Raw genomic sequence first — 24,764 nt, 5'->3', positions numbered from 1 at the left:
ATGGGCTTCCGCTGGTACGGCGAGGGGAACGACACGGTCACGCTCGACCACGTCCGGCAGGTCCCGGGGGTGGAGACGATCGTGTGGAGCCTGCACGACAAGCAGGCGGGCGAGGTGTGGGAGCAGGCGGAGATCGACGCCGAGGTCGCGAAGATCGTCGGCCTCACGGACGAGGCCCGCGCACGCGGGATCACGCGGACGTTCGACGCCGAGGTCGTCGAGTCCGTGAACGTCCACGAGTCGATCAAGCTCGGCCGCACCGTCCTCGGGATGGGTCGCGACGAGGCGATCGACAACTACCGGACGACGATCCGTCGCCTGGGCCGGGCCGGGGTGAAGGTCGTCTGCTACAACTTCATGCCGGTCTTCGACTGGCTGCGCACCGACCTGTGGCACCCGCTGCCGGACGGGTCGACCGCGCTGTTCTTCGAGCGCGCCGTCGTGGACGCGATGTCCCCGGAGCGGCTGATCGCGGACATGGAGGCGAACACCCACGGGCTCACGCTGCCGGGCTGGGAGCCGGAGCGGCTCGCGAGCTTCGGCGAGCTGAACGCCGCGTACGAGGGCGTGACGCACGAGGACATGTACGCGCACTACCGGTACTTCCTCGACGCGGTCGTCCCCGTGTGCGAGGAGGTGGACGTCAAGCTCGGCGTGCACCCCGACGACCCGCCGTTCGACGTGTTCGGCTGGCCGCGCGTGGTCTCGTCGAAGGACGACCTCGCCACCGTGCTCGACCTCCACCCCAGCCCCTGTCACGGCCTGACCCTGTGCCTGGGCAGCTTCTCGGCGGACCCGGACGCGGACGCCGTCGACGCCGTGCGCACGTTCATGGACCGCATCCACTTCACGCACGTGCGCAACATCAAGCACCTGGGGAACGGAGACTTCACGGAGGTGGCGCACCGGGCGTGCGAGGGGAGCGTCGACACGACGGGCATCATGAGGGCCTACGCCGAGGCGGACTACCAGGGGTACGTGCGCCCCGACCACGGGCGCCACCTGTGGGACGAGAACACGACCGCCAAGCCACGGCCCGGGTACGGCCTCTACGACCGCGCGCTGGGGATCCAGTACCTCCTCGGCGCGTGGGACGCCTTCCGCTACCGCACGCCGTGAAACCGGGCGTCGTCCTGGGGTCGGACCGGGCGCCGTCCCGTGCCTGCGCGGGCGGCGTGCCGTACGGTCGAGACTCCTGAAGCCGCCGACCTGAGGAGCCGTCGTGCCCCGACCCCCGCTGCCGTCCTCGCTCGTCGACCTGCTGCGCCGACCGAACGCCGCCGTGATGGCGACCACGCGGTCCGACGGCGCACCGGTGACCGCCGCGACCTGGTACGTCCTCGAGGACGACGGCCGGGTGCTCGTCAACCTCGACGAGAGCCGCGTGCGGCTCCAGCACCTGCGTCGTGACCCGCGCGTGTCGATCACGGTGCTCGACGAGAACTGGTACACCCACGTGACGCTCCTCGGCCGCGTCGTCGAGCTGCGCGACGACGAGGGTCTTGCCGACATCGACCGGATCTCGACGCACTACACCGGTCACGAGTACGCGAACCGCGAGAACCCGCGCGTCTCCGCATGGATGGAGGTCGAGCGCTGGTACGGCTGGGGCGCCGCTCGCGGCGACGGCGCGAGCGACTGACGGGCGGCGGGCCCCGGACCGGGCCTCAGGCGCGGTCGCCCGCGCTCGACGCGCGGACCACGAGCTCCGGCTGGAAGACCACCTGCTCGGCGACGGCGTCCCGCCCGCGCAGGAGCAGGTCCGCGGCGCGCTCGCCGAGCAGGTGGGTCGGTTGGCGCACCGACGTGAGCGGGGTCGCGAGCTCCGCGGCGAACGCGACGTCGTCGTACCCGACGACGGCGACCTCGCCCGGGACGTCGACCCCCTCGCGGCGCAGCGTGCGCAGCGCGCCGAGCGCGGCGAGGTCGTTGACGCAGAACAGGGCGGTGGGACGGTCGTCGCGCGCGAGCAGGGCGCGCGTCGCGGCCTCGCCGCCGTCGGCGTTGAGCGACGGGAGGGTGATCTCCGTGAGGTGCTCCGCCGGGTCGAGGCCCGCGGCCGCGAGCGCGTGCTCGACGCCGCGCAGGCGGTCCGCGCACTGGCGGATCGAGTGGGGCCCGTTGAGGAACGCGACCCGGGTGTGACCCTGGTCGAGGAGGTGCTGCGCGGCGAGCTCGCCGCCGCGCACGTCGTCGACGGCGACCGAGGACAGGTCGGGCGTCGGTGCCGGGCGGTCCAGGAGCACGACCCCGACGCCGCGCTCGCGCAGGGCCAGCAGGTGGTCGACCCGGTCCGTCGCCGGGACGACCATCACGCCGCGGACGCCGTGCTCCTCGAAGAGGCGCAGGTAGCGCGACTCGCGCTCCGGGTCCTCCTCGGAGCTCGCGACCATGAGCGTGTAGTCGTCGCGCGCGAGGCGGTCCTCGATGCCGCGCGCGACGTCGGTGAAGAACGGGTTGGCGATGTCGAGGACGACCGCGCCGACCGTGGTGATCGTCCCCGCACGGAGCTGGCGTGCCGACCCGTTGGGCACGAACGAGAGGTCGTCGATCGCGGCGAGGACGCGCTCGCGCGTCGCGGGGGAGACGCGGTCGGGCCGGTTGAGCACGTTCGACACGGTGCCGACCGAGACCTGGGCCCGCCGCGCGACGTCGCTCACCGACGCGCGACGGCGCTGTGGCTCGGTGGTCATGAGATCTTCTCTCGTCGGTCAGGCACCATGATGAAGCGATTCACGCACACGAAAGGGTACCGATGACCGCATCTCGCGCCACGCGCGTCTGCTTCACCTCCCAGGTCCGCCCGGAGCGGCTCGACGAGTACCGGTCCGTCCACGGGGCGGTGTGGCCGGAGATGCTCGAGGCCCTGCGTGACTCCGGCTGGCGCGACTACCACCTGTTCCTGCGTCCCGACGGGCTCCTCGTCGGGTTCCTCGAGACCGACGACTATGCCGCGGCCCAGGCCGCGATGTCGCGCACGGCGGTCAACGCGCGCTGGCAGGCGGCGATGGGCGACTTCTTCGTCGCCGACGGCAGCCCCGACGAGGGCTTCGTCGTGCTCGACGAGGTCTTCCACCTCGAGGCCCAGCTCGAGCGCGCCGGCCTGCCGACCGGCTGACCGCCCGGCGGGCTCCGGCCACCTGCCACGGTGCCGGCCACAGCCTTCGCCGGATGCGCCCTCGGCGTCTTGACCGCGAGAGAGAGGCTCCCGTACGCTCGCGATGAATCGATTCATTCCTGGATCGGACACACGGGCCGACGGTGGCCCGCGACGGCGCGCGAGGCTGCGCGGAAGAGGAGAAGGACCATGACGGACCGCACCGAGGCGGCGCGTGCCGCGCTGCGGCAGCAGACGATCGAGCTCCCCTCATGGGCGTTCGGCAACTCGGGGACGCGCTTCAAGGTCTTCGCCCAGCCGGGCGTGCCGCGCGACCCGTACGAGAAGATCGCGGACGCCGCGCAGGTGCACCGGTACACCGGCGTCGCGCCGCGCGTGTCGCTGCACATCCCGTGGGACCTGGTGGACGACTACGCGGACCTGTCGCGCCGTGCGGCTGACCTGGGCGTGTCGATCGGCATGGTCAACTCGAACCTCTTCCAGGACGACGACTACAAGCTCGGGTCGCTCACGCACCCGGACCCCGTCGTGCGCAAGAAGGCGGTCGACCACCACCTCCAGTGCCTCGACGTCATGGCGGCGACAGGCTCGCGCGAGCTCAAGCTGTGGCTCCCGGACGGCATCAACTACCCCGGCCAGGACTCGCTCCGCGCGCGCCAGGACCGCCTCGCCGACTCCCTCGCGGAGATCTACGCGGCGCTGACCGCCGCACACCCCGAGAACCGGCTCGTGCTCGAGTACAAGTTCTTCGAGCCCGCGTTCTACGCGACCGACATCCCGGACTGGGGCACGTCGCTGCTGCACTGCCTCGCGCTGGGCGACCGGGCGAAGGTCGTGCTCGACACGGGCCACCACGCGCCGGGGACGAACATCGAGGTCATCGTCATGCAGCTCCTGCGTCAGGGGCGGCTCGGCGCCTTCGACTTCAACTCGCGCTTCTACGCGGACGACGACCTCATGGCCGGCGCGGCGGACCCGTTCCAGCTCTTCCGGATCATGCACGAGATCGTCCAGGCCGGGGCGCTCGACCCGAGCAGCGGCGTGAACTTCATGCTCGACCAGTGCCACAACGTCGAGGCGAAGATCCCGGGCCAGATCCGGTCCGTGATGAACGTCCAGGAGGCGACGGCCAAGGCGCTGCTCGTCGACGCGGACGCGCTCGAGGCGGCCCAGGTCTCGGGCGACGTGCTCGCCGCGAACGGCGCCCTCATGGACGCGTACAGCACCGACGTGCGCCCGCTGCTCGCGGACCTGCGCACCGAGCAGGGCCTCGCGCCCGACCCGATGGCCGCGTTCGCGGCGTCGGGCTACACCGAGACGATCGTGGCCGAGCGCGTCGGTGGCGCGCAGGCCGGATGGGGAGCCTGAGATGACCGGCACGACCACGAGCCCGACCCAGCCCGCCACCGAGGCCGTCGCCGACCTCGTCGCCCGGTCGAACCGCTTGGGTTCCGACCCGCGCGTGACGAACTACGCGGGCGGCAACACGTCCGCCAAGGGCACCGAGACCGACCCGGTCACGGGCGAGCCCGTCGAGCTGCTGTGGGTCAAGGGCTCGGGCGGCGACCTCGGCACGCTCACCGCGCAGAACCTCGCCGTCCTGCGCCTCGACCGGCTGCGCGCGCTTGCCGGCGTGTACCCGGGCGTGGAGCGCGAGGACGAGATGGTCGCCGCGTTCGACTACTGCCTGCACGGCAAGGGCGGAGCGGCGCCGTCGATCGACACGGCCATGCACGGCCTCGTCGACGCCGCGCACGTGGACCACCTGCACCCCGACGCGGGCATCGCGCTCGCGACCGCCGCGGACGGCGAGGCCCTGACGCGCGAGGTGTTCGGCGACGAGGTGGTGTGGGTGCCGTGGCGGCGTCCCGGCTTCCAGCTCGGCCTGGACATCGCCGCCATCAAGGACGCGCACCCGCAGGCGATCGGGTGCGTGCTCGGCGGGCACGGCATCACGGCGTGGGGCGAGACGTCCGAGGAGGCCGAGCGGCGCTCGCTCGACATCGTCCGCCGCGCGGAGGAGTTCATCGCCGGTCGGACGGCGCAGCTCGCCGACGGCGGCGAGCACCCGTTCGGCGCGGTGCGCGCGGGCCGCGAGGCCCTCGCCGAGGACGAGCGGCGCGCCAAGGCGGCCGCGCTCGCGCCGACGATCCGCGGCCTCGCGTCGACCGACGCGCCGCAGGTCGGGCACTTCACGGACTCCGACGTCGTGCTCGACTTCCTGGCCCGCGAGAAGCTGGCCCCGCTCGCCGCGCTCGGCACGTCCTGCCCGGACCACTTCCTGCGCACCAAGGTCAGCCCGCTTGTCGTCGACGTGCCCGCCGACGCGTCCGTCGAGGAGACCGTGGAGGCGTTGCGCGCGGCGCACGCCGCGTACCGCGAGGCCTATCGCGCGTACTACGACCGGCACGCGACGCCGGACAGCCCGGCGATCCGCGGGGCCGACCCGGCGATCGTGCTCGTGCCCGGCGTCGGCATGTTCTCGTTCGGCAAGAACAAGCAGACGGCGCGCGTCGCGGGCGAGTTCTACGTCAACGCGATCAACGTCATGCGGGGCGCCGAGGCGATCAGCACGTACGCGCCCATCGAGGAGTCGGAGAAGTTCCGCATCGAGTACTGGGCGCTCGAGGAGGCCAAGCTCCAGCGTCTGCCGAAGCCGAAGACGCTCGCCACGCGGGTCGCGCTCGTGACCGGCGCCGGGTCGGGCATCGGCAAGGCGATCGCGGAGCGGCTCGCCGCCGAGGGGGCCTGCGTCGTCGTCGCGGACCGCAACCTCGACGGTGCCCGCGAGGTCGCCGACGCGCTCGGCGGTCCGGACGTCGCGGTCGCCGTCGGCGGAGACGTCACCTCCGCCCGCGACGTCGCCGCGATGGTCGACGCCGCGGCGCTCGCGTTCGGCGGCGTGGACCTCGTCGTCAACAACGCCGGGCTGTCGATCTCCAAGCCGCTGCTCGAGACCACCGAGGCGGACTGGGACCTGCAGCACGACGTGATGGCCAAGGGGTCGTTCCTCGTGTCCCGTGAGTCGGCGCGAGCGATGATCGCGCAGGGCATGGGCGGCGACATCGTCTACATCGCGTCGAAGAACGCGGTGTTCGCCGGGCCGAACAACGTCGCCTACTCCGCGACGAAGGCCGACCAGGCGCACCAGGTCCGCCTGCTCGCGGCCGAGCTCGGCGAGCACCAGATCCGGGTCAACGGGATCAACCCCGACGGCGTCGTGCGCGGCTCGGGGATCTTCGCCGCGGGCTGGGGCGCGCAGCGCGCCGCGGTGTACGGGGTCGAGGAGAAGGACCTCGGTGCGTTCTACGCGCAGCGCACGCTGCTCAAGCGCGAGGTGCTCCCGGAGCACGTCGCGGCCGCGGTCCTCGCGCTCACCGGGCCGGACCTCGCCCAGACGACCGGCCTGCACGTGCCCGTCGACTCGGGCGTCGCCGCGGCGTTCCTGCGATGAGCGGCACCCCGCACGACGCACCGCCGGTCGGGCGTCCGGACGACCGCCCCCGCGCGGCCTTCGCCGCGGTGGACCTCGGCGCGTCGAGCGGACGCGTCGTGGTGGGGGTCGCGCGGGGTGCGCCGGGGGAGGAGCGCGTCGACCTCACCGAGGTCGCGCGCTTCGCCAACGGGCCGGTCGAGGTGCCCGACGCCGCGGGCTCCGGTCTGTACTGGGACCTCCTCCACCTGTGGCGCGGAACCCTCGACGGGCTGCGCGCTGCGGGCGCCCACGCCCGGTCGCTCGGGCTGGCGCTCGCCGGCATCGGCATCGACTCGTGGGCGGTCGACGTCGGTCTCGTCGCCGCGGACGGCACGCTCCTCGGCAACCCGCGGCACCACCGCGACCCGCGCCTCGCGGGCGTGGCCGACGACGTGCTCGCCCGTCTGGGCGCGGCCGAGCAGTACGCGGTCGACGGCCTCCAGGTGCTCCCGTTCACCACGTCGTTCCAGCTCGTCGCCGGCCGGCACGACGCCGCGTGGCCGCTCGCCGCGTCCGTGCGCCTCGTCCCGGACCTCCTCGCGTCGTGGCTGACCGGTGTGGTCGCGAGCGAGGTCACCAACGCGTCGACGACCGGGCTCCTCGACGCCACGACGCGCGACTGGTCCGACCGGACGGTCGCCGCGCTCGAGGACGCCTACCCGGAGCTCGGCGGGCTGCGGGCGCGCCTCGCGGACGTCGTCGAGCCGGGGACGGTGCTCGGGCCGTTGACAGCGGCGGTGCAGGAGCAGACCGGTCTCGGCGCCGTCCCGGTCGTCGCGGTCGGGTCGCACGACACCGCCTCGGCGGTCGTCGGCGTGCCCGCGACCGACGAGCGCTTCGCGTACGTGTCCTCCGGGACCTGGTCCCTCGTCGGCGTCGAGCTCGACGCCCCGGTGCTCACCGCGGAGAGCCGCGCGGCGAACGTCACCAACGAGCTCGGCGTCGACGGCACCGTGCGCTACCTCAAGAACGTCATGGGCCTGTGGGTGCTGTCCGAGACGCTCCGGACGTGGCGCGAGGCGGGCGACCCGGTGACCCTGGACGACGCCCTCTCCGCGGCCGAGGCGGCCGAGCCGGGTCGCACCGTCGTCGACCTGGACGACGACGCGTTCCTCCCGCCCGGTGACATGCCGTCGCGCCTCGCCGCGGCAGCGCGCGCCTCCGGGCAGCCCGTCCCGGCGACCGTCGGCGAGGTCGTGCGGTGCGTCCTGGACTCGCTCGCCGACGCCTACCGGCGCGGGCTCGAACAGGTCACGGCCCTGTCCGGCCGTGCGGTCGACGTCGTCCACGTTGTGGGCGGCGGGTCGCAGAACGCGCTGCTGTGCCGACTGACCGCCGAGGCGACCGGGCTGCCGGTCGTCGCCGGACCGGTCGAGGGCGCCGCGCTGGGCAACCTGCTCGTCCAGGCGCGCGCCGTCGGCGTGCTCGACGGTGACCTCGCCGCACTGCGCGCGGTCGTGCGCCGGTCCGTCGCGCCCACGACGTACGAGCCGGTGCCCGGCACACGGCACGCTGCTACGGTCCGGCCATGACCCCGCCGCGCGCCCTCGTCCTCGCCGGTCGCGGACGGTACGAGGACCCCTGGCACGACCACGCCGCGACGTCGCACGTCGTGGCCGGTCTGCTCGGCGAGCAGGGCGTCGACGCGCAGGTGCGGTCCACGTTCCCGGACGCGTTCGGCGACCTCGGCGCGTTCGACCTCGTCGTGGTGAACGCCGGCCGTGGCCGCCCCGACCCGGGCTTCGACGGCGACGACGCCGCGTGGGCGCCCGCCCACGAAGCGGTCCGGGAGTACGCGGCCGCGGGCGGCGCGCTGCTCGGGCTGCACCAGGCCGCGAACGCGTTCGCGGACGGCCCGCACTGGGCGGCACTCCTCGGGGGGCGCTGGGTGCCAGGCACGTCCTGGCACCCGCCGCAGGACGTCGCGACGTTCACCCCGGTGGGCGACCACCCCGTCGTCGGCGGCCTCGGCCCGGTCGTGGCGGACGACGAGCGCTACCGGGACCTCGTCGTCGAGCCGTCGTCCCGCGTTCTGCTCACGGCACGGCACGAGGGCACCGACCACCCGGTCGCGTGGGCGAGCGCCGGGGCGAGGGCGGTGTACGACGGGCTGGGCCACGGCGTGGAGTCGTACGCCTCGCCGTCGCGGCGCGAGCTCCTGCGCCGTGAGGTGGACTGGCTCCTGAACCGCTGAGTCTCCTCACACGCCCGGACCGCTCAGCGCGCCCAGGGGACGCCGAGCTCGGTGAACGTCCGCGCGCTCCGGGCGGAGTCCTCGCACCACCGCGCGACGTCGGCCACCACGGGGTGGCGGTCGTCGCCCTCGCCGAGCCAGGTCACGCCGTCGTCGGGGATCGCGCGCGGTGCAGGTGCGGTCCGGACGGCCTCGAGCACGCGCATGAACGCTCCGGTGTCGCGGACGTCGCACGCGAGACGCCGGTCCGGGTCCTCGCGCGTCGCGAGCAGGTCCTCGAGGAGGTTCGTCCGGCCGTAGGTCTTCTCGACCTGGAGCCGCGGCGTGCGCAGCGTGACGCGGTCGTGCTCGTACTCGAAGGTGATCTCGCCGTCCGTGCCCAGCACGAGGACCCGCGCGGGCGTCCGCTCCTGCGCGCACAGCGTGAGACCGGCGCCGAAGCGCCTCCCGTCCGCCGTCACGACCCGCAGCGACGACGTGTCGTCGGACTCGATCGGGTTCGCGCGGTACAGGTCCACGACGACGTGCGCCACGTCCGCGGACGTCCTCGCCCCGCCGACGCGCAGCATCGTCGCGACGGCGTGCGCGAGCGGGTTCGTCACGACGCCGTCGACGACGTCGCGCCCGTCGAGGCGGCGCCGGCCCGCCCAGGCCGCGCGTCCCCAGTAGCCCGCCGTCCGCACCCACGTGCCGACCGCGCCGTACCCGACGACCTCGCCGATCTCGCCGTCGGCGACGAGCTCCGTCACGGCGTCGATCGCGTGCGACCCGAACGACTGGAAGCCGACCTGGCACAGGCGACCGGTGCGCTCGGCCGTCTCGACGATCGCCGCGTGCTCCGCCAACGACGCCGCCGTGGGCTTCTCGAGCAGGACGTCGAGCCCGGCCTCCATCGCGACGCGCGCGAGCGGGAGGTGCGTGTGGATCGGCGTGCACAGGATCACGACCTCGGGCCGGACGTCGGGATCGGCCGCGGAGAGCAGGTCGCCGAGCGTCGGGAACCAGGGCGCGGGGTCGTCGTCGGGCCGCCGGGGGTCGACGACCGCGCTGAGGCGCACGAGGCCGCGCTCGGCGAGCGCCGCGACGGCGCGCAGGTGCGACCCCCCGTGACCGTGGATGCCGACGACCGCTACCGGCGTCGCGTCGCTCATCGGACGCGTCCCGCGTACGAGGCCGCCTCGTCGAGGTCGAGCGCCCGGTCCACGAGGACGGCGCGGACCCCGGTCTCGAACGTCCCACCGGCCGGGACGGTCCGCGGCGTTTCCCACGCCAGGGCCGGGCCCGTGCCCGGGTACTCCGACGCCCGGACGAACCAGGGCAGCGGCTCGCCGGGCTGGACGAGGACGAGCGTCGTGCGGCGGTCCCCGTGCTCCTGGACGTACGCCACCCAGGGGGACGTGCTCCCGTGGGCGAGCTCCTCGCCGGTGCCGGCGGCGCTGAGGACCTCGGTGCGGCCGGCGATCGGCAGGCGCCAGAACAGCCCGCCGTAGCCGGCGCCCGGCCGCCCGTTGGTGGCGGGCGACCCGATGACGAGCGCCCCGCGCTCGGCGCGCAGCGTCGAGCTCCAGTCGAGCACCCAGGCGTCCGTGTCGAGCAACCAGGCGTCGAGCCGGCGGTCCTCCTCGAGCTGGGGGACGCCGTGCTCGTCGTGCCAGCGCACGCGGTCGTGCAGGAGGTGCGGCTCGACGGGGTCGACGAGCAGGGCACGGCTCAGCTGGCGGCCGTGGTTCGGCAGCAGCGTCGGGCCGACGTCGCTGACGAACGTGCGCCCGCCCCAGTAGGACGTGCCGTTGACGTCCGGCACGGCGACGGAGACGCCGTAGTGGTGACGGTGGTCGACGGGTCCGGAGTCGGTGAGGGGAACGCCGGCGAGCGTGTGGACCGGGTGCAGGAAGCTGCGGGGCGCGTGCACCTGCGGCAGCCGGTCGCCCTGCTGGTAGCGCGCGAGGCGCAGGTCCCCGTAGCGGAGCCCGACGGCGTCGCCGTCCGTCTCCCAGCGCACGACGTCCCCGGGGGAGGGTGCGGAGACCCCGGTGGCCTCGGGTGCCCGCGTCTCCGGCTGGGCGGCGCGCGAGCGCACGACGCCGCGGGGCGCGGGGCCGGTGCTCGCCCGGACCTCGAGAGAGGGGTCGAAGCGCGTCGCGTGCGAGGCGCCCTGGTTCGCGTCGATCAAGGCCGACAGCTCCTTCCACGCGTGCCGGCCGAGCTCGGCCTGGGGAACCGCGACGGTGGTCAGTGACGGGGTGGCGTACCGCGCGAGGTCGATGTCGTCGAACCCTGCGACGGAGAGGTCGGCCGGGATCGCGACCCCGGCCTCGTTGAGGCCCGCGAGCAGGCCGAAGGCGACGAGGTCGTTGAACGCGACGACCGCCGTCGGGCGGGCGGCGAGCACCTCGTCGACGGCGGCGTGGCCCGCGGCGATGTCGGAGCCGCCGAGGAGCTCGACGACCTCGACGTCGGGGCGGCGGTCGAGCACGCGGCGCAGCCCTTCGCGGCGCTGCGCGTCGGAGGTGCTGCCCGGAGGGCCCGCGAGGTAGACGACGCGGCGGTGGTCGAGGCCCACGAGGTGCTCGAGCACCTGCTCGGCGGCGTGGGCGTAGTCGACGACGAGCGCGGGCACGTTGGCGCCGGCGAGCGAGCGGTTGACGAGGACCACGGGCGCGACCTGGGGGACGAGGTCGGCGAGCAGGGCGTCGGGCATGCGCGGCGAGACGAGGACGAGCGCGTCGCACCGCAGTCGTGCCTCGAGCGCGATCGCGGCCTCCTCGCTCGGGTCCTCCGCGCTGTCCGCGACGAGGACGCGGTAGCCCGACGGCGCCGCCGCCGTGGTCACGCCGCGCAGGATCTGCTGGAAGACCGGGTTGCCGAGGTCGGGGACGACGAGCGCGATCGTGTGGGTGCGCCCGATCGACAGGCTGCGGGCGACGTTGCTCGGGCGGTAGCTCAGCTCCGTGGCGACGCGGCGCACGCGCTCGGTGATCTCGGGGTCGACGGTCGACCGGCCGTTCATGACCCTCGACACCGTCGCGCGCGAGACACCCGCCGCCGTCGCAACGTCGGCGATGGTGATCTGGTCTCGGCGTGTGCTCACGCTGGCCATCGTTCTCCCTCGGGTCGTCGGGCGCGCGTCCTCGGCGCCCCCCGCGTCGTCGCGGGCACGCTCTCCCGGCCCCCGGCCGGTCGCGATGGCATGACGGTACACCATGGGAAACCGGTTCCTGGTGTGATACGTTCCTCCACGTGCAACCGGTTTCCCGCTACGGCGACGGATGCGCACCGTGTTCCGATCAGTGTCGACCGGAGGTATGGCATGACCCGCAACGCTGTAGGCGGCGCGCCCCCTGAAGGAGGCGTGCCGTGGCGACCGTGACCGAACCCGCGAAGGTGGGCGGCGACGCGCCGGCACGCCGGCCCGTGGCCCGCAGGAGGCGTGGTGACGGCCGGGCGGCGGCGCTGTTCCTCGCGCCGTGGTTCGCCGGTCTCCTGCTGATCACGGCCGTCCCCATGGCCGCCTCCCTGTATCTGTCGTTCACCGACTACGACCTCCTGCAGGCGCCGTCATGGGTGGGCTTCGAGAACTACGAGCGCATGCTCGAGGACCCGCGCCTGCACAACTCGTTGCGCGTGACGTTCACCTACGTGTTCGTGTCGGTGCCGCTCCAGCTCGCCGCGGCACTCGGCCTCGCGCTCCTGCTGGACAAGGGCATGCGGGGTCTCGCGATCTACCGCTCGGTGTACTACCTGCCGTCGCTCCTCGGCGGCAGCGTGGCCATCGCGATCCTGTGGCGCCAGGTCTTCGGCGCCGACGGGCTCCTCAACCAGGTGCTCGCCTTCTTCGGGATCCAGGGTCAGGGCTGGGTGTCGCACCCGGACTACGCGCTCGGGACGCTCGTGGTCCTCAACGTCTGGACGTTCGGGGCGCCGATGGTCATCTTCCTCGCGGGTCTGCGCCAGATCCCGGCGATGTACTACGAGGCGGCCTCGATCGACGGCGCCGGCAGGACGCGGCGGTTCTTCGCCATCACCGTCCCGATGCTCACGCCGATCATCTTCTTCAACCTCGTCCTGCAGCTCATCAACGCCTTCCAGTCCTTCACGCAGGCCTTCGTCGTCAGCGGCGGGACCGGCGGCCCGGCGGACTCGACGATGTTCTACACGCTCTATCTCTACCTGAAGGGCTTCGGCTCCTACGAGATGGGCTACGCGTCGGCGATGGCCTGGTTCCTGCTCCTCATCGTCGGCGGCATGACGCTCGTCAACTTCCTCGCCTCCAAGTATTGGGTCTTCTACGATGACTGAGACGACGACCGGCGCCGTGCGGCGCACCACGTCCGCGGCCGGCGACGACCCGCACGGCGGCTCGGCCGCCGGGGGTACCGCCGACGCCCGCACCACCCTCACCGAGCTCGCGGCCGAGGCCTCTCAGCGTCCCGTGCGCCGCCAGGGACGCCTGCGCTCCCGCGCGGCGTCCGGCGTCAAGCACGTGCTGCTCGTGGCGTTCGGGTTCATCATGCTCTACCCGCTGCTGTGGATGCTCGCGAGCTCGTTCAAGCCGACGGCGCTCATCTTCCGCGAGCCCGGTCTCATCCCGTCCGAGATCGACCTCTCCAACTACACCGAGGGCTGGGGTGCGCTGCTCCACCCGTTCAGCCACTACCTGATGAACTCGGCGATCGTGGTCCTGGGGTCCGTCCTCGGCAACCTCGTGGCGTGCTCGCTCGCGGCCTACGCGTTCGCGCGACTCGAGTTCCGCGGCCGCAAGGTCTGGTTCGCCATCATGCTCATGACGATCATGCTGCCGATCCACGTGATCATCGTGCCGCAGTACATCCTCTTCTCGTCGTTGAGCTGGATCAACACGTTCCTGCCGCTCATCGTGCCGAAGCTCCTGGCCACGGACGCGTTCTTCATCTTCCTCATGGTCCAGTTCTTCCGCGGCATCCCGCGCGAGCTCGACGAGGCGGCGCGCCTGGACGGGTGCGGCCACGGGCGCATCTACGCGCGGATCATGATGCCGCTCGCGCTCCCGGCCCTCGCCACGACGGCGATCTTCACGTTCATCTGGACGTGGAACGACTTCTTCAGCCAGCTCATCTTCCTCACCAAGCCGGACATGTACACGGTCCCGATCGCGCTGCGCACGTTCGTCGACTCGACCGGCCAGAGCTCGTGGGGACCGATGTTCGCGATGTCCATCGTCTCGCTGGTACCCGTCTTCCTCGTCTTCCTGTTCGGCCAGAAGTACCTCGTCAAGGGCATCGCCACGACGGGCATCAAGTAGCTCACCTCACCACCGCACGACTCCGCCCCGGCTCCAGGCCGGACCGCGACCGAAACGACGACGTCTCGTCACGCACCGAAGGAGAGTCATGAACACGTTCACCACCCGCGCGGGGCGCCCCGCTGCACGCCGCAGCGCGGCCGTCGCGGCCGCCCTCGTCGCCGGAGCCCTCACGCTGACCGCGTGCTCGGGTGACAGCGGAGCCCTCCCCGAGGACGAGGAGTCCTCGTCGACGGCAGAGGAGGGTCCCGTCGAGATCCGCTTCGCGTGGTGGGGCTCGGACACGCGCCACCAGACCACGCAGGAGATCATCGACCTCTTCGAGGAGAAGAACCCCGACATCACGGTCGTCCCCGACTTCACCGACTGGAGCGGGTACTGGGACAAGCTGGCGACCTCGGTGGCCGCGGGCGACGCGCCCGACGTCATCACCCAGGAGGAGCGCTACCTCGCCGACTACGCGAGCCGTGGGGTGCTCGCCGACCTCGCCGAGCTGGACGTCGACACGTCCGCGATCGACGAGTCGATCGTGAAGACGGGCGAGACCGACGGGGGCCTGTACGGCATCCCGACGGGCGTGAACGCCTACACGGTCCTCGCCGACCCCCAGGCGTTCGAGGCCGCGGGCGTGGAGATCCCGGACGACACCACGTGGACCTGGGAGGACTACGTCGAGACGGCCAACGCCGTCGCGGCCGGGTCCGAGGGCGTCTACGGGACCCAGGACTACGGCTTCAACGAGGCCGGCATCTCGATCCGCGCGCGCCAGCTCGGCGAGGCGCTGTACACCGCGGACGGTGAGCTGGGCGTCTCGGAGGAGACGGTCGCCGACTTCTTCCAGACGTCCCTCGACCTGCAGGCCGGCGGGGGCGAGCCGGACGCCGCGCGCTCCGTCGAGATCGAGGCCGCCGGACCGGAGGGCTCGCTGCTCGGCACGAACACCGGTGCGATGGGCTTCTGGTGGTCCAACCAGCTCGGTGCGGTGAGCACCGCCGCGGGACGCGACCTGGAGCTGCTGCGCGTGCCCGGCGAGTCCGACGGCGAGCGCACCGGCATGTACCTCAAGCCGGCGATGTACTACTCCGTCGCCGAGACCTCGGAGCACCCGGAGGCCGCCGCGAAGTTCGTCGACTTCCTCCTCAACGACCCCGAGGCCGGCGCGCTGATGCTCTCCGACCGCGGTCTCCCCGCGAACGTCGACGTCCGTGAGGCGATCCTGCCCGACCTGCCCCCGACGGACCAGCAGGTCGCCTCCTTCATCGAGGAGATCAGCGAGGACATCGTCGACGGGCCGGCCGTGCCCCCGCAGGGCGCGGGCGACGTCACCGACATCCTCATCCGCGTCAACACCGAGGTGCTCTTCGGCAACCTCTCGCCCGCCGACGCCGCGGCGCAGTTCATGACCGAGGTCGAGGCAGCCATCGGCGGCTGACGCACCGATCCACCGGGTGCCGGCAGCGCCCGGGTACGACTGGCCGGACCGTCCCCGTCGCCCCACGGGGACGGTCCGGCCGACCGCCCGCCACCCACCGGCGGACGGGACACCACCCACGGAAGGACCGCTTTGCCTCCCCTCGCCGAGTCCCCCCGAGACACCGACACCCGTCGCCGCTACGCGGTCGTCGGGACCGGGCACCGGGCCCAGATGTACGTCGACGCGATCCTCGGGCCGCACCGCGACGTCGCGCGGATCGTCGCGTGGTGCGAGCCGAACCCGGTCCGCTCCGCGTTCTACGACGACCTGGTGGCTGCCGCCGGGGAGGCGCCCGTCCCGACGTACGCGCCCGACGACCTCGAGGGGATGATCGAGCGCGAGCGCGTCGACGCGGTCGTCGTGACGTCGCCCGACCGCACCCACGCGGACGTCGTCGCGCGGGTGCTCGCCGCCGGGGCCGACGTCGTGCTGGAGAAGCCGATGACCACGACCGGGCGGGGCTGCCGCCAGATCGCGGACGCCGTCGCCGAGCACGGTCGCGACGTCGTGGTGACGTTCAACTACCGCTACTCGCCCCGGAACACCGCGCTCAAGCAGGTCATCGCGAGCGGTGAGATCGGCGAGGTCACCGCGGTCCACTTCGAGTGGGTCCTCGACACCGTGCACGGCGCCGACTACTTCCGCCGCTGGCACCGCGAGAAGGCGGTCTCCGGCGGGCTCCTCGTCCACAAGTCGAGCCACCACGCGGACCTCGTCAACTGGTGGGTCGACGACGAGCCCGACCTGGTGTTCGCGCGCGGCGGTCTGCGCTTCTACGGGGCCGACGGCGCAGGGTCCGACGACGCGGCGGCGGGCAGCCGGCCCGCGCGCGGGACGCGCGGTGCTCCCGACGGCCCTGCGGCGGACGCGCCGCGCGACCTGTTCCTCCTCGACCTCGCCGACGACCAGCGCCTGGCCGACCTGTACCTCGACGCCGAGGCGCACGACGGGTACCGACGCGACCAGGACCCGTTCGCGCCGGGGGTGACGATCGAGGACACGGCTGCCGTGATCGTCCAGTACGGCCGCGGTGCCCTCCTCACCTACTCGCTGACCGCCTACGGGCCCTGGGAGGGGTACCGCGTGAGCGTCACCGGGACGCGCGGCCGGGCGGAGCTCGAGGTCGTCGAGCGTGGTGCCGTCCTCACCGACGAGGACGGTCGGCCCGTCCTGGACCCGTCCGCGCAGGAGGCGCTGGCCACCGGGCCGACGCGCCCGCGCGGCGAGCGGCTCGTCGTGCAGCGGCACTGGGAGGAGGCGCGGGAGGTGCCGATCCCGAGGGGGCAGGGGTCTCACGGGGGCGGTGACGCGATGCTCCTGCAGGACGTCTTCCGCGGTCCGGGCGAGGACCCGCTCGGTCGTCCCGCGGGCTGGCGCGACGGGCTGCTCGCGGCCGGTGTCGGGATCGCCGCGAACAGGTCGCTCGAGACCGGCCTGCCGGTCCGCCTGGCCGACGCGGTCGGCGGTGCGCACCGGGAGCTCACGGCCACCGTCGCCGACGCCTCCGACCTCGACCCCGACGACGCGGCGCGCGTGCAGGCGGTCGGGGCATGACCGCGTCGACGCACGAGCGCGCCGCGCTGCTCGTGCTGCGCGCCGAGGACGACGTCGCGGTCGCCACGCGCGACCTCGTCCCCGGTGACGTCGTGGCGGCCGAGGGCGGCGAGACCGTCACGGTCCGCAACGACGTCCCGCGCGGGCACAAGGTCGCGCTGCGCGCGGTGCCGACGGGCGATCCCGTGCGCAAGTACGGGCAGGTCATCGGGGTCGCGTCGGCGTCGATCGAGCCGGGCGACCACGTGCACGTGCACAACCTGGGCTTCGAGGAGGGCGAGCGCGAGCACGAGCTCGCCACGGTCCGCACCGCGCTCGAGACGCCCGCGGGACCGCGGCCCACGTTCCGCGGCTACCGCCGCGCCGACGGACGCGTGGGCACGCGCTCGTACGTCGCGATCCTCACGTCCGTGAACTGCTCGGCGAGCACGGCGAAGATGATCGCCGACCAGTTCCGCGGGTTCGCGATGGACGGGTACGAGCACGTCGACGGCGTCGTCGCGCTCACCCACCAGTCGGGGTGCGGGCTCGTCCCGACGAGCGACGGCGCACAGGTGCTCCTGCGGACGCTGCGCGGGTACGCGGGGCACCCCAACGTCACGGGCGTGCTCGTGCTCGGCCTGGGCTGCGAGATGATCGCCGTCGACACGGTCCTCGCGGGAGCGCAGCTCTCCCCGGACACCGTCGTGCGGACCCTGACCATCCAGGACTCGGGAGGCGTGCGCGCGACCGTCAAGGCGGGTGCCCAGGCCGTCCGGGAGATGGTCGAGGAGATCGACGGCCGCTTCGAGCGCACCGAGTGCGACGTGTCCGAGCTCGTCCTCGGTCTCAACTGCGGGGGCTCCGACGGGTACTCCGGCATCACGGCGAACCCCGCGCTCGGGATCGCGTCCGACCGCCTCGTCTCGTACGGCGGCACGTCCGCGCTCGCGGAGACGCCGGAGGTCTTCGGTGCGGAGCACCTCCTCACGCGGCGCGCGGTGACGCCCGAGGTCGGACAGCGTCTGCTCGACCGCCTCGCGTGGTGGCAGGAGTACGCCGCAGCGGGCGGCGGGAGCCTCGACAACAACCCGTCGCCGGGCAACAAGGCGGGCGGCCTGACGACGATCCTCGAGAAGTCCCTCGGCGCCGTCGCGAAGGGCGGCCAGGCCGACCTCGCCGCGGTGCACGAGTACGCCGAGCCCATGACGACGAAGGGCTTCGTCTTCATGGACACACCGGGCTACGACCCGGTCTCCGTGACGGGCCTCGTCGCCGGCGGTGCGAACGTCGTGTGCTTCACGACCGGGCGCGGCTCGGTGTTCGGGTGCAAGCCCACGCCGTCGATCAAGCTCGGGACGAACAGCGAGCTCTACGCCCGGATGGGCGACGACGTCGACATCGACTGCGGGCGGATCGTCGACGGCACCGCGACCCTCGAGGCCGTCGCCGACGAGATCTTCGCGCGCATCCTCGCCGTCGCGTCCGGCGAGCAGACGGCGAGCGAGGACCTCGACATCGGCGGCGAGGAGTTCGTCCCCTGGCAGCTCGGGACCGTCACCTGAGCGGTCGTGACCCGGCGGCTTGGACGATCCGCCGGGCACGGTGAATGATCGACGCATGCTCACACCTGCCACCGGCGCGCCCGGCTCGCGCATCGTCGGCCTCGGACACCACCAGCCCGAGAAGACGCTCACCAACGACGACGTCGCGCAGCTCGTCGAGACGAACGACGAGTGGATCCGGTCCCGGACGGGCATCGTCACCCGGCACGTCGCCGACGACGACACGACCGTCGCCGACATGGCCGTCGGGGCCGCCCGCCACGCGCTCGACGACGCGGGCGTGGCGGCCGCCGACGTCGACCTCGTGATCGTCGCGACGGCGACCGCCGTCGACCGCTCGCCCAACACCGCGGGCCGCGTCGCGTACCACCTGCGGACCGGCGTCATGCCCGGGCAGTCGACGCCCGAGGAGGCGTCCGAGCTCGACCTGCGCGGCGTCGTCGGGCCTGCGGTGCTCGACGTCAACGTCGCGTGCTCCGGGTTCGCGCACTCCGTCGCGCTCGCCGACCAGGCGATCCGCGCCGGGTCCGCCCGCACGGCCGTCGTGATCGGGGCCGAGAAGCTCACCGCGTTCACCGACTGGACCGACCGCAGCACGTGCATCCTCACCGCCGACGGCGCGGGCGCCGCCGTGCTCCAGGCGACCGACACCCCCGGCGTCGGCCCGGTGACGTGGGGCTCCGAGCCCGACCTCACCCCCGCCGTGCTCATCGAGGCGCCGGCCGACAAGTTCGCCCAGGACGGCCGCGCCGTCTTCAAGTGGGCCATCACGCGCGCGGCAGAGCGCGCGAGGCTCGTCGTCGAGCGGTCCGGCGTGGCGCTCGACGACATCGAGGTGCTGGTCGCCCACCAGGCCAACCTGCGCATCATCGAGCCGCTCGCCAAGGCGCTCGGCATGGAGGACAGGGTCGTCGTCACCGACATCGTCGAGTCGGGCAACACCTCCGCCGCGTCGATCCCGCTCGGGCTGTCCAAGTGGTGGCACGCGGGCAGGATCCCCGCCGGCGCGCCCGCGCTGCTCTTCGGCTTCGGGGGTGGGTTCGCGTGGGCGGGCCAGGTCGTGGAGACGCCGTCGCGCTGAGTGCTCTCGGGGTGCGTCCCGTGACACACCTCGCGAGGCGCCCGGTCGGACTCACCTCGAGGGCGTACCGCCCGCTGCGCGGCGGAACCTCGTCGCGAGGCGATCGAACGCCATCGCGAGCTCGTCCCCGTCGATCACCTCGATGTCGGCGTCGAGCTGCGTCAACCACAGCGCGAGACCGTCCGGGTCGTCGGAACCCAGCTCGACGCGGCACGTGGACTCGTCGACCGTCTCGATGTCGAGCGGGACGGGGATCGTCGCGGCGACCTTGGCGGCGGGAGCGTGCACGAGCACCCGGGCCCGGTACCTCCAGGCCGCCTTGCTGACGCGTCTCACGACGAAGTCGACGGCGTCGTCCTCCGGGATCGCGCGCGGGCGGGACCGCGCCCCCGTCGGTGCGTGCGGGACCATGCGGTCGACACGGAAGACCCGCCAGTCGTCACGGTCCAGATCCCACGCGAGGAGGTACCAGAGCGGACCCCAGGTCACGAGCCGTTGCGGTTCCGTGTGACGGGCCCCTTCGATGCCCCCGGGCTTCGTGTACCCGAACCTGAGCCGCTCCTGTCCACGGATCGCGGCAGCGACTGCCGCGAGAACCGAGAGATCGAGCGGCGGCTCAGACCCGGGGACGACGCTCGTCGCCTCGCGCACGGCCTCGACGCGTCGGCGCAGGCGCGAGGGGAGCACCTGCTCCAGCTTCGCCAGCGCGGTGAGCGACGTCTCCTCGACGCCGAGCCGCTGGGTCGCGACGACACCCAGCCCGACGGCGACGGCGACGGCCTCGTCGTCGTCGAGCAGGAGCGGGGGCATCGCCGTCCCGGCGGCCAGCCGGTAACCGCCCGCGACGCCAGGGCGCGCGTCCACCGGATAGCCCAGCGACCGCAGCCTGCCGATGTCGGCGCGCACCGTCCTCGTGCTCACTCCGAGCCGGCCGGCGAGCGCGGAGCTCGTCCAGTCGCGCCTGAGCTGGAGGAGCGACAGCAGCTCGAGCAGGCGGGCCGAGGTCTCCAACATGGTCTCGATCATCCCAGCGATCGCGGAAGGTTCTCTGCCGCATCTGCTGGAAACCTCGAGCGCATGACCGAGAACACCGCCCTCACACCGTTCCGCATCGACATCCCTCAGGCAGACGTCGACGATCTGCGCCGCCGTCTGGCCCACACCCGCTGGCCCGTCCCCGTCCCGGGCCGGGATGATCGCACCGACTTCAGCCGTGGCATCCCGCTGGTGTACCTGAAGGAGCTGGCCGAGTACTGGCGCGACGGGTTCGACTGGCGTGCGCAGGAGGCGAGGCTCAACGGGCACGAACAGCTCACCACGGTCGTCGACGGGCAGACGTTCCACGTCGTCCACGCGCGATCGGCGAACCCGGGGGCCGTGCCGCTGATGCTGAACCACGGCTGGCCGAGCTCGTTCGTCGACTACCAGCGGCTCATCCCGCTGCTGACCGACGAGTTCCACGTGGTCATCCCGTCACTGCCCGGCTTCGGGTTCTCCACGCCGCTGTCGGGGACCGGCTGGGAGCTCGCGCGGACGACGGAGGCCTTCGCGGAGATCATGACGCGCCTGGGCTACGAGAGGTTCGCCGCCCACGGCACGGACATCGGTGCGGGCACCACGGGACGCCTCGCGGCGGTCCACGCGGAGCGCGTCCTCGGCACGCACCTCGGCATCGACCGCCGGTTGCTCGCTCTGCTCGGCGACAAGTTCCCCTACCCCGACGGCCTGTCCGACGACGAGATCGCCGAGCTCGAGGCGGTGCGCTCCGAGAACGCTGGCGAACGCGGGTATCTCGAGATGCAGGACCATCGGCCCGACACGATCGGCGCCGCGCTCACGGACTCGCCGGTCGGTCAGCTCGCGTGGATCGCCGAGAAGTTCAAGACCAGGGCCGACGGCGCCTACCGGGCGCCGGACGAGACGGTCGACCGCGACCAGCTCCTGACGAGCATCAGCCTGTACTGGTTCACCCGCAGCGGTGCGTCGAGCGCGCAGTTCTACTACGAGTCGGAGCACTCCGGACTCGACCTCGTCATGGCGGCCCCCGGGGTGCCGTCCGGCTGGGCCGTGTTCGACACCCATCCCCTCGTGCGCCGCGCGATGGACCCGTGGAAGGCGATCGGCCACTGGAGCGAGTTCACCGAGGGCGGTCACTTCCCCGCGATGGAGCAGCCGGAGCTGCTCGCAGACGACCTCCGCACGTTCCTCCGCGGCCTCGCGTGACCTACCCTGCCCGAAAGCCGCAGGCTCGAGACCGTGCGACCGCTCCGCCGTCGGGCAGGAGGCCGGGCGGGACGACGGCCGGTCCCCGCACGATGCGGCGGCGCGCGGCAGAATGGGCGCATGCCCCTCACCCCGCGCTACGTCGCCGCCGACGACCGTTACGACTCGATGACCTACCGGCGGACCGGGCGCAGCGGCCTCGACCTGCCCGCGATCTCGCTCGGCCTCTGGCACAACTTCGGGGACGTCAACCCGTTCGAGACCCAGCGCGCCGTGCTCCGGCGGGCGTTCGACCTCGGGATCACGCACTTCGACCTCGCCAACAACTACGGCCCGCCCTACGGCTCCGCCGAGGAGAACTTCGGGCGGCACCTCGCGCAGGACCTCGGGGCGTACCGCGACGAGCTCGTCATCTCGTCCAAGGCGGGGTACGACATGTGGCCCGGCCCGTACGGCGACGGCGGGTCGCGCAAGTACCTGCTGTCGTCGCTCGACCAGTCGCTGCAGCGGATGGGCCTCGACCACGTCGACGTCTTCTACCACCACCGCCCGGACCCGAGCACGCCGCTCGAGGAGTCCATGCGGGCCCTGCACGACGCGGTCCAGCAGGGCAAGGCCCTGTACGTCGGCGTCTCGAACTACTCGCCGGCGCGTACGCGCGAGGCCGCGGCGATCCTCGCCGACCTCGGCACGCCGCTGCTCATCCACCAGCCGAGCTACTCGATGCTCAACCGTCATGTCGAGGACGCCGCGCACGAGGACCGCTACGACGGCGTGCAGTCGGAGTCGCTACTCGACGTCGTGGGCGAGCTCGGCATCGGGACCATCGTCTTCTCGCCGCTCCAGCAGGGCCTGCTCACCGACCGGTACCTCTCGGGCTCCGCGCCCGAGGGCTCGCGAGCCGCGCGGCCCGACTCGCCGTTCCTGTCCGCCGACAACCTCGACGAGGAGTACCTCACGACGGCCCGGACGCTGAACGAGATCGCGCAGGGGCGCGGGCAGTCGCTCGCACAGCTCGCGCTCACGTGGGTGCTGCGCGACGAGCGCGTCACCTCCGCGCTCGTCGGGGCGAGCAGCGTCCGCCAGCTCGAGAACAGCGTCGCCGCACTCTCCGCGCCCGCTCTGACCGACGACGAGCAGGACGCGATCGAGACGACTCTCGCGAAGTAGTACTGCAGTCCGCGAGGTAGTACCGCAGTCCTGACAGCGGTACTACCTCGCGGGCCTGCGGTACTACCTCGGTGGACTGCGGTACTACCTGGGCGGTCGGGGCTGGCCGGCAGCGAGCTCGCGGAACGGCGCCAGGCCTTCGTCGCCGAGCACCGGCCCGATGACGGCGACCGTCGCGTCGGAGTCCCGGACCACGTCGTCGCAGCGCAGCGTGAACGACGGCGAGCCGGGCACGACGGCGCGGATGTCCGGTGCGGCGGTGCCGAACACGATGCGGCCGACGCCCGACCACACGAGGGCGGCCGCGCACATCGGGCAGGGCTCGCCGCTCGCGAACATCGTGGCGCCTGCGACCGCGGGGCGGTCGGCGGCGGTCACGGCCCGGACCGCGTCCAGCTCGGCGTGCGACGTCGGGTCGCCCGTCTGCGCGGCGGCGTTGCGACCGGTCGCGAGCACCCGGCCGTCGGCCGCGACGAGCACCGCGCCGAACGGCCGGTTGCCGTCGGCGAGCGTCGCCCGGGCGATCCGGAGCGCCTCCGCCACGTGCGCGCGGTCCGTCGCCGAGAGGGTTCCCGCCGCGGCGGGACGGCCGGTCGCGGAGGTGTCGTCGGGCGGCGTCGCGATCATGCCGACAACTCTACGGAGAGGCCTCGGCCTGCCGCCCGCGCGGCGTCCACGAGGAGGCGCCCGATGACGACGTCGAGGATCCCGAGGCCCACGGAGTCGAACAGCGTGATCTCGTCGGCGGTCCGTCGGCCCGGGGCCCGGCCCGTGATCACGTCCCCGAGCTCGAGACGGCACGCGGACTCGTCGATCGCGCCCTCGGCGATGGCGAGGAGCGTGTCGCCGGACTCGTGCAGCGCGGTCGACACCGAGTCCACCACGACGCGGGAGCGGGCCATCGCCTCGCCGTCGACCTCGCGGTGGTCGGGCCGCGGCGGTGCGCCCACGACGTTGACGTGCAGCCCGGGGTGGAACCACGCCCCGCGCACGACGGGTTCGCGCGACGGGGTGAGCGTGCACACGACGTCCGCGGAGCCGACGGCGCTCGCGGGGGTGTCCACGCGCGTCACCTTGAGGTGGGGGTGGCGCTCCGCGGTCTGCTCGGCGAAGGCCCGGACGGTCTCGGCGGACCGCGACCACACGAGCACGTGCTCGATCGGGCGCACCTCGGCGATCGCGCTGACGTGCTCGAGCGCGAGCCCGCCCGCGCCGACGAGCCCCAGCACGCGCGCGTCGTCCCGGGCGAGGTGTCGCGTCGCGACGGCGCTCGCCGCCGCCGTGCGCAAGCGCGTGGGCAGGCCGCCGTCGAGCACGGCGACCGGCGCGCCGTCCGACGCGTCCGCGAGCACGAGCACCGAGCGCTGCGCGGGGAGGCCGCGCGCGCGGTTCCCCGGTACGTCCGCGAGGAGCTTCGACCCGGCGAGGCCCGCGCGCGGCGAGACGGCCGTCATGGGGAGGAAGTGCGCGCCGTCGTCCACCGCGGCCACGGTGAGCGGTGCCTGTGCGGCGGCGCCGTCGGCGAGGTCGGCGAACGCGTGCTCCACGGCCTCGACCACCTGGGCGGGCGTGACGAGTCCGGTGAGGTCGCTGCGGGTGAGGACGAGCGGCACGGGGCCTCCAGGGGTCGGGCGTGCGGGTGACGTGCGA

The 24,764-nt window shown here is 73.2% G+C and carries 21 protein-coding genes; 15 read left to right on the top strand and 6 right to left on the bottom strand.

Annotated features, from left to right (window positions below):
- Complete coding sequence (locus ACZCLJ_RS09155) at positions 1 to 1,119, top strand: mannonate dehydratase (RefSeq protein ID WP_463106391.1); 1,119 nt, start codon at positions 1 to 3, stop codon at positions 1,117 to 1,119.
- Positions 1,120 to 1,222: 103 nt separating this feature from the next.
- The gene (locus tag ACZCLJ_RS09150) at positions 1,223 to 1,642 is read left to right on the top strand and encodes a TIGR03618 family F420-dependent PPOX class oxidoreductase (protein WP_463106197.1); all 420 of its coding nucleotides are present in this window, start codon (positions 1,223 to 1,225) and stop codon (positions 1,640 to 1,642) included.
- Between the two features lie 25 nt (positions 1,643 to 1,667).
- Here ACZCLJ_RS09150 and ACZCLJ_RS09145 read toward each other — a convergent pair whose 3' ends face one another.
- The gene (locus ACZCLJ_RS09145) at positions 1,668 to 2,693 is read right to left on the bottom strand and encodes a LacI family DNA-binding transcriptional regulator (RefSeq protein WP_463106196.1); all 1,026 of its coding nucleotides are present in this window, start codon (positions 2,691 to 2,693) and stop codon (positions 1,668 to 1,670) included.
- A 62-nt stretch (positions 2,694 to 2,755) separates the two neighbouring features.
- Between ACZCLJ_RS09145 and ACZCLJ_RS09140 the strand changes: the two genes are divergently transcribed.
- From ACZCLJ_RS09140 to ACZCLJ_RS09120, 5 genes are all read left to right on the top strand, one after another.
- Positions 2,756 to 3,118: an L-rhamnose mutarotase gene (locus ACZCLJ_RS09140; protein ID WP_251152347.1), complete on the top strand. Its 363-nt coding sequence runs from the start codon at positions 2,756 to 2,758 to the stop codon at positions 3,116 to 3,118.
- Between the two features lie 189 nt (positions 3,119 to 3,307).
- Positions 3,308 to 4,486: an L-rhamnose isomerase gene (rhaI, locus tag ACZCLJ_RS09135; protein WP_463106195.1), complete on the top strand. Its 1,179-nt coding sequence runs from the start codon at positions 3,308 to 3,310 to the stop codon at positions 4,484 to 4,486.
- A gap of 1 nt (position 4,487) precedes the next feature.
- Complete coding sequence (locus ACZCLJ_RS09130) at positions 4,488 to 6,572, top strand: bifunctional aldolase/short-chain dehydrogenase (RefSeq protein WP_463106194.1); 2,085 nt, start codon at positions 4,488 to 4,490, stop codon at positions 6,570 to 6,572.
- Positions 6,569 to 8,125 (top strand): rhamnulokinase, encoded by a 1,557-nt coding sequence (locus tag ACZCLJ_RS09125; protein ID WP_463106193.1) that lies wholly within the window; start codon positions 6,569 to 6,571, stop codon positions 8,123 to 8,125. The genes ACZCLJ_RS09130 and ACZCLJ_RS09125 overlap by 4 nt, the downstream gene beginning before the upstream one ends.
- Complete coding sequence (locus ACZCLJ_RS09120; RefSeq protein ID WP_463106192.1) at positions 8,122 to 8,787, top strand: ThuA domain-containing protein; 666 nt, start codon at positions 8,122 to 8,124, stop codon at positions 8,785 to 8,787. The genes ACZCLJ_RS09125 and ACZCLJ_RS09120 overlap by 4 nt, the downstream gene beginning before the upstream one ends.
- 23 nt (positions 8,788 to 8,810) lie before the next feature.
- On the opposite strand, the gene ACZCLJ_RS09115 is transcribed toward ACZCLJ_RS09120, so the two are convergent.
- Positions 8,811 to 9,938, bottom strand: a complete 1,128-nt coding sequence (locus tag ACZCLJ_RS09115) for a Gfo/Idh/MocA family protein (RefSeq protein ID WP_251152320.1) — start codon at positions 9,936 to 9,938, stop codon at positions 8,811 to 8,813.
- Entirely contained in the window at positions 9,935 to 11,887 is a 1,953-nt protein-coding gene (locus ACZCLJ_RS09110; RefSeq protein ID WP_463106191.1) for a DUF6807 family protein, read from the bottom strand. The genes ACZCLJ_RS09115 and ACZCLJ_RS09110 overlap by 4 nt, the downstream gene beginning before the upstream one ends.
- 284 nt (positions 11,888 to 12,171) lie before the next feature.
- On the opposite strand from ACZCLJ_RS09110, the gene ACZCLJ_RS09105 reads away from it, so the two are divergent.
- The 6 genes from ACZCLJ_RS09105 to ACZCLJ_RS09080 all read left to right on the top strand — a co-directional run bounded on the left by ACZCLJ_RS09105 (position 12,172) and on the right by ACZCLJ_RS09080 (position 19,721).
- Positions 12,172 to 13,086 carry a carbohydrate ABC transporter permease gene (locus ACZCLJ_RS09105; RefSeq protein ID WP_251152652.1) on the top strand — a complete coding sequence of 305 codons (915 nt, stop codon included), beginning with the start codon at positions 12,172 to 12,174 and terminating at the stop codon, positions 13,084 to 13,086.
- Positions 13,079 to 14,068 (top strand): carbohydrate ABC transporter permease, encoded by a 990-nt coding sequence (locus ACZCLJ_RS09100; RefSeq protein WP_251152318.1) that lies wholly within the window; start codon positions 13,079 to 13,081, stop codon positions 14,066 to 14,068. Before ACZCLJ_RS09105 ends, ACZCLJ_RS09100 begins: the two co-directional genes overlap by 8 nt.
- A gap of 88 nt (positions 14,069 to 14,156) precedes the next feature.
- Complete coding sequence (locus ACZCLJ_RS09095) at positions 14,157 to 15,500, top strand: ABC transporter substrate-binding protein (protein ID WP_251152317.1); 1,344 nt, start codon at positions 14,157 to 14,159, stop codon at positions 15,498 to 15,500.
- A 213-nt stretch (positions 15,501 to 15,713) separates the two neighbouring features.
- Positions 15,714 to 17,096: a Gfo/Idh/MocA family protein gene (locus tag ACZCLJ_RS09090; RefSeq protein ID WP_463106390.1), complete on the top strand. Its 1,383-nt coding sequence runs from the start codon at positions 15,714 to 15,716 to the stop codon at positions 17,094 to 17,096.
- The gene (locus ACZCLJ_RS09085) at positions 17,093 to 18,640 is read left to right on the top strand and encodes a UxaA family hydrolase (RefSeq protein WP_463106190.1); all 1,548 of its coding nucleotides are present in this window, start codon (positions 17,093 to 17,095) and stop codon (positions 18,638 to 18,640) included. The genes ACZCLJ_RS09090 and ACZCLJ_RS09085 overlap by 4 nt, the downstream gene beginning before the upstream one ends.
- Positions 18,641 to 18,695: 55 nt before the next feature.
- Positions 18,696 to 19,721, top strand: a complete 1,026-nt coding sequence (locus ACZCLJ_RS09080; RefSeq protein ID WP_251152315.1) for a 3-oxoacyl-[acyl-carrier-protein] synthase III C-terminal domain-containing protein — start codon at positions 18,696 to 18,698, stop codon at positions 19,719 to 19,721.
- A gap of 51 nt (positions 19,722 to 19,772) precedes the next feature.
- Here the strand turns inward: ACZCLJ_RS09080 and ACZCLJ_RS09075 are convergent, their stop codons facing one another.
- Positions 19,773 to 20,735, bottom strand: coding sequence for a helix-turn-helix transcriptional regulator (locus ACZCLJ_RS09075; protein ID WP_251152314.1), 963 nt, complete (start codon positions 20,733 to 20,735; stop codon positions 19,773 to 19,775).
- A gap of 63 nt (positions 20,736 to 20,798) precedes the next feature.
- Here ACZCLJ_RS09075 and ACZCLJ_RS09070 point away from each other — a divergent pair, with 63 nt between their 5' ends.
- Positions 20,799 to 21,944 (top strand): epoxide hydrolase family protein, encoded by a 1,146-nt coding sequence (locus tag ACZCLJ_RS09070; protein WP_463106189.1) that lies wholly within the window; start codon positions 20,799 to 20,801, stop codon positions 21,942 to 21,944.
- A 120-nt stretch (positions 21,945 to 22,064) separates the two neighbouring features.
- On the top strand, positions 22,065 to 23,114 hold the full coding sequence (locus tag ACZCLJ_RS09065; RefSeq protein WP_463106188.1) for an aldo/keto reductase: 1,050 nt from the start codon (positions 22,065 to 22,067) through the stop codon (positions 23,112 to 23,114).
- Between the two features lie 84 nt (positions 23,115 to 23,198).
- Here ACZCLJ_RS09065 and ACZCLJ_RS09060 read toward each other — a convergent pair whose 3' ends face one another.
- Both ACZCLJ_RS09060 and ACZCLJ_RS09055 read right to left on the bottom strand, forming a co-directional pair.
- Complete coding sequence (locus ACZCLJ_RS09060; RefSeq protein ID WP_463106187.1) at positions 23,199 to 23,741, bottom strand: nucleoside deaminase; 543 nt, start codon at positions 23,739 to 23,741, stop codon at positions 23,199 to 23,201.
- Positions 23,738 to 24,727: an ornithine cyclodeaminase family protein gene (locus ACZCLJ_RS09055; protein ID WP_463106186.1), complete on the bottom strand. Its 990-nt coding sequence runs from the start codon at positions 24,725 to 24,727 to the stop codon at positions 23,738 to 23,740. Before ACZCLJ_RS09055 ends, ACZCLJ_RS09060 begins: the two co-directional genes overlap by 4 nt.
- Positions 24,728 to 24,764: the final 37 nt, after the last annotated feature.

The sequence above is a fragment of the Cellulosimicrobium sp. So1_17 genome, assembly GCF_055181235.1.
Note: the sequence above shows the minus strand (reverse complement) of the source record. Positions and strands in the feature narration are given on the sequence as shown.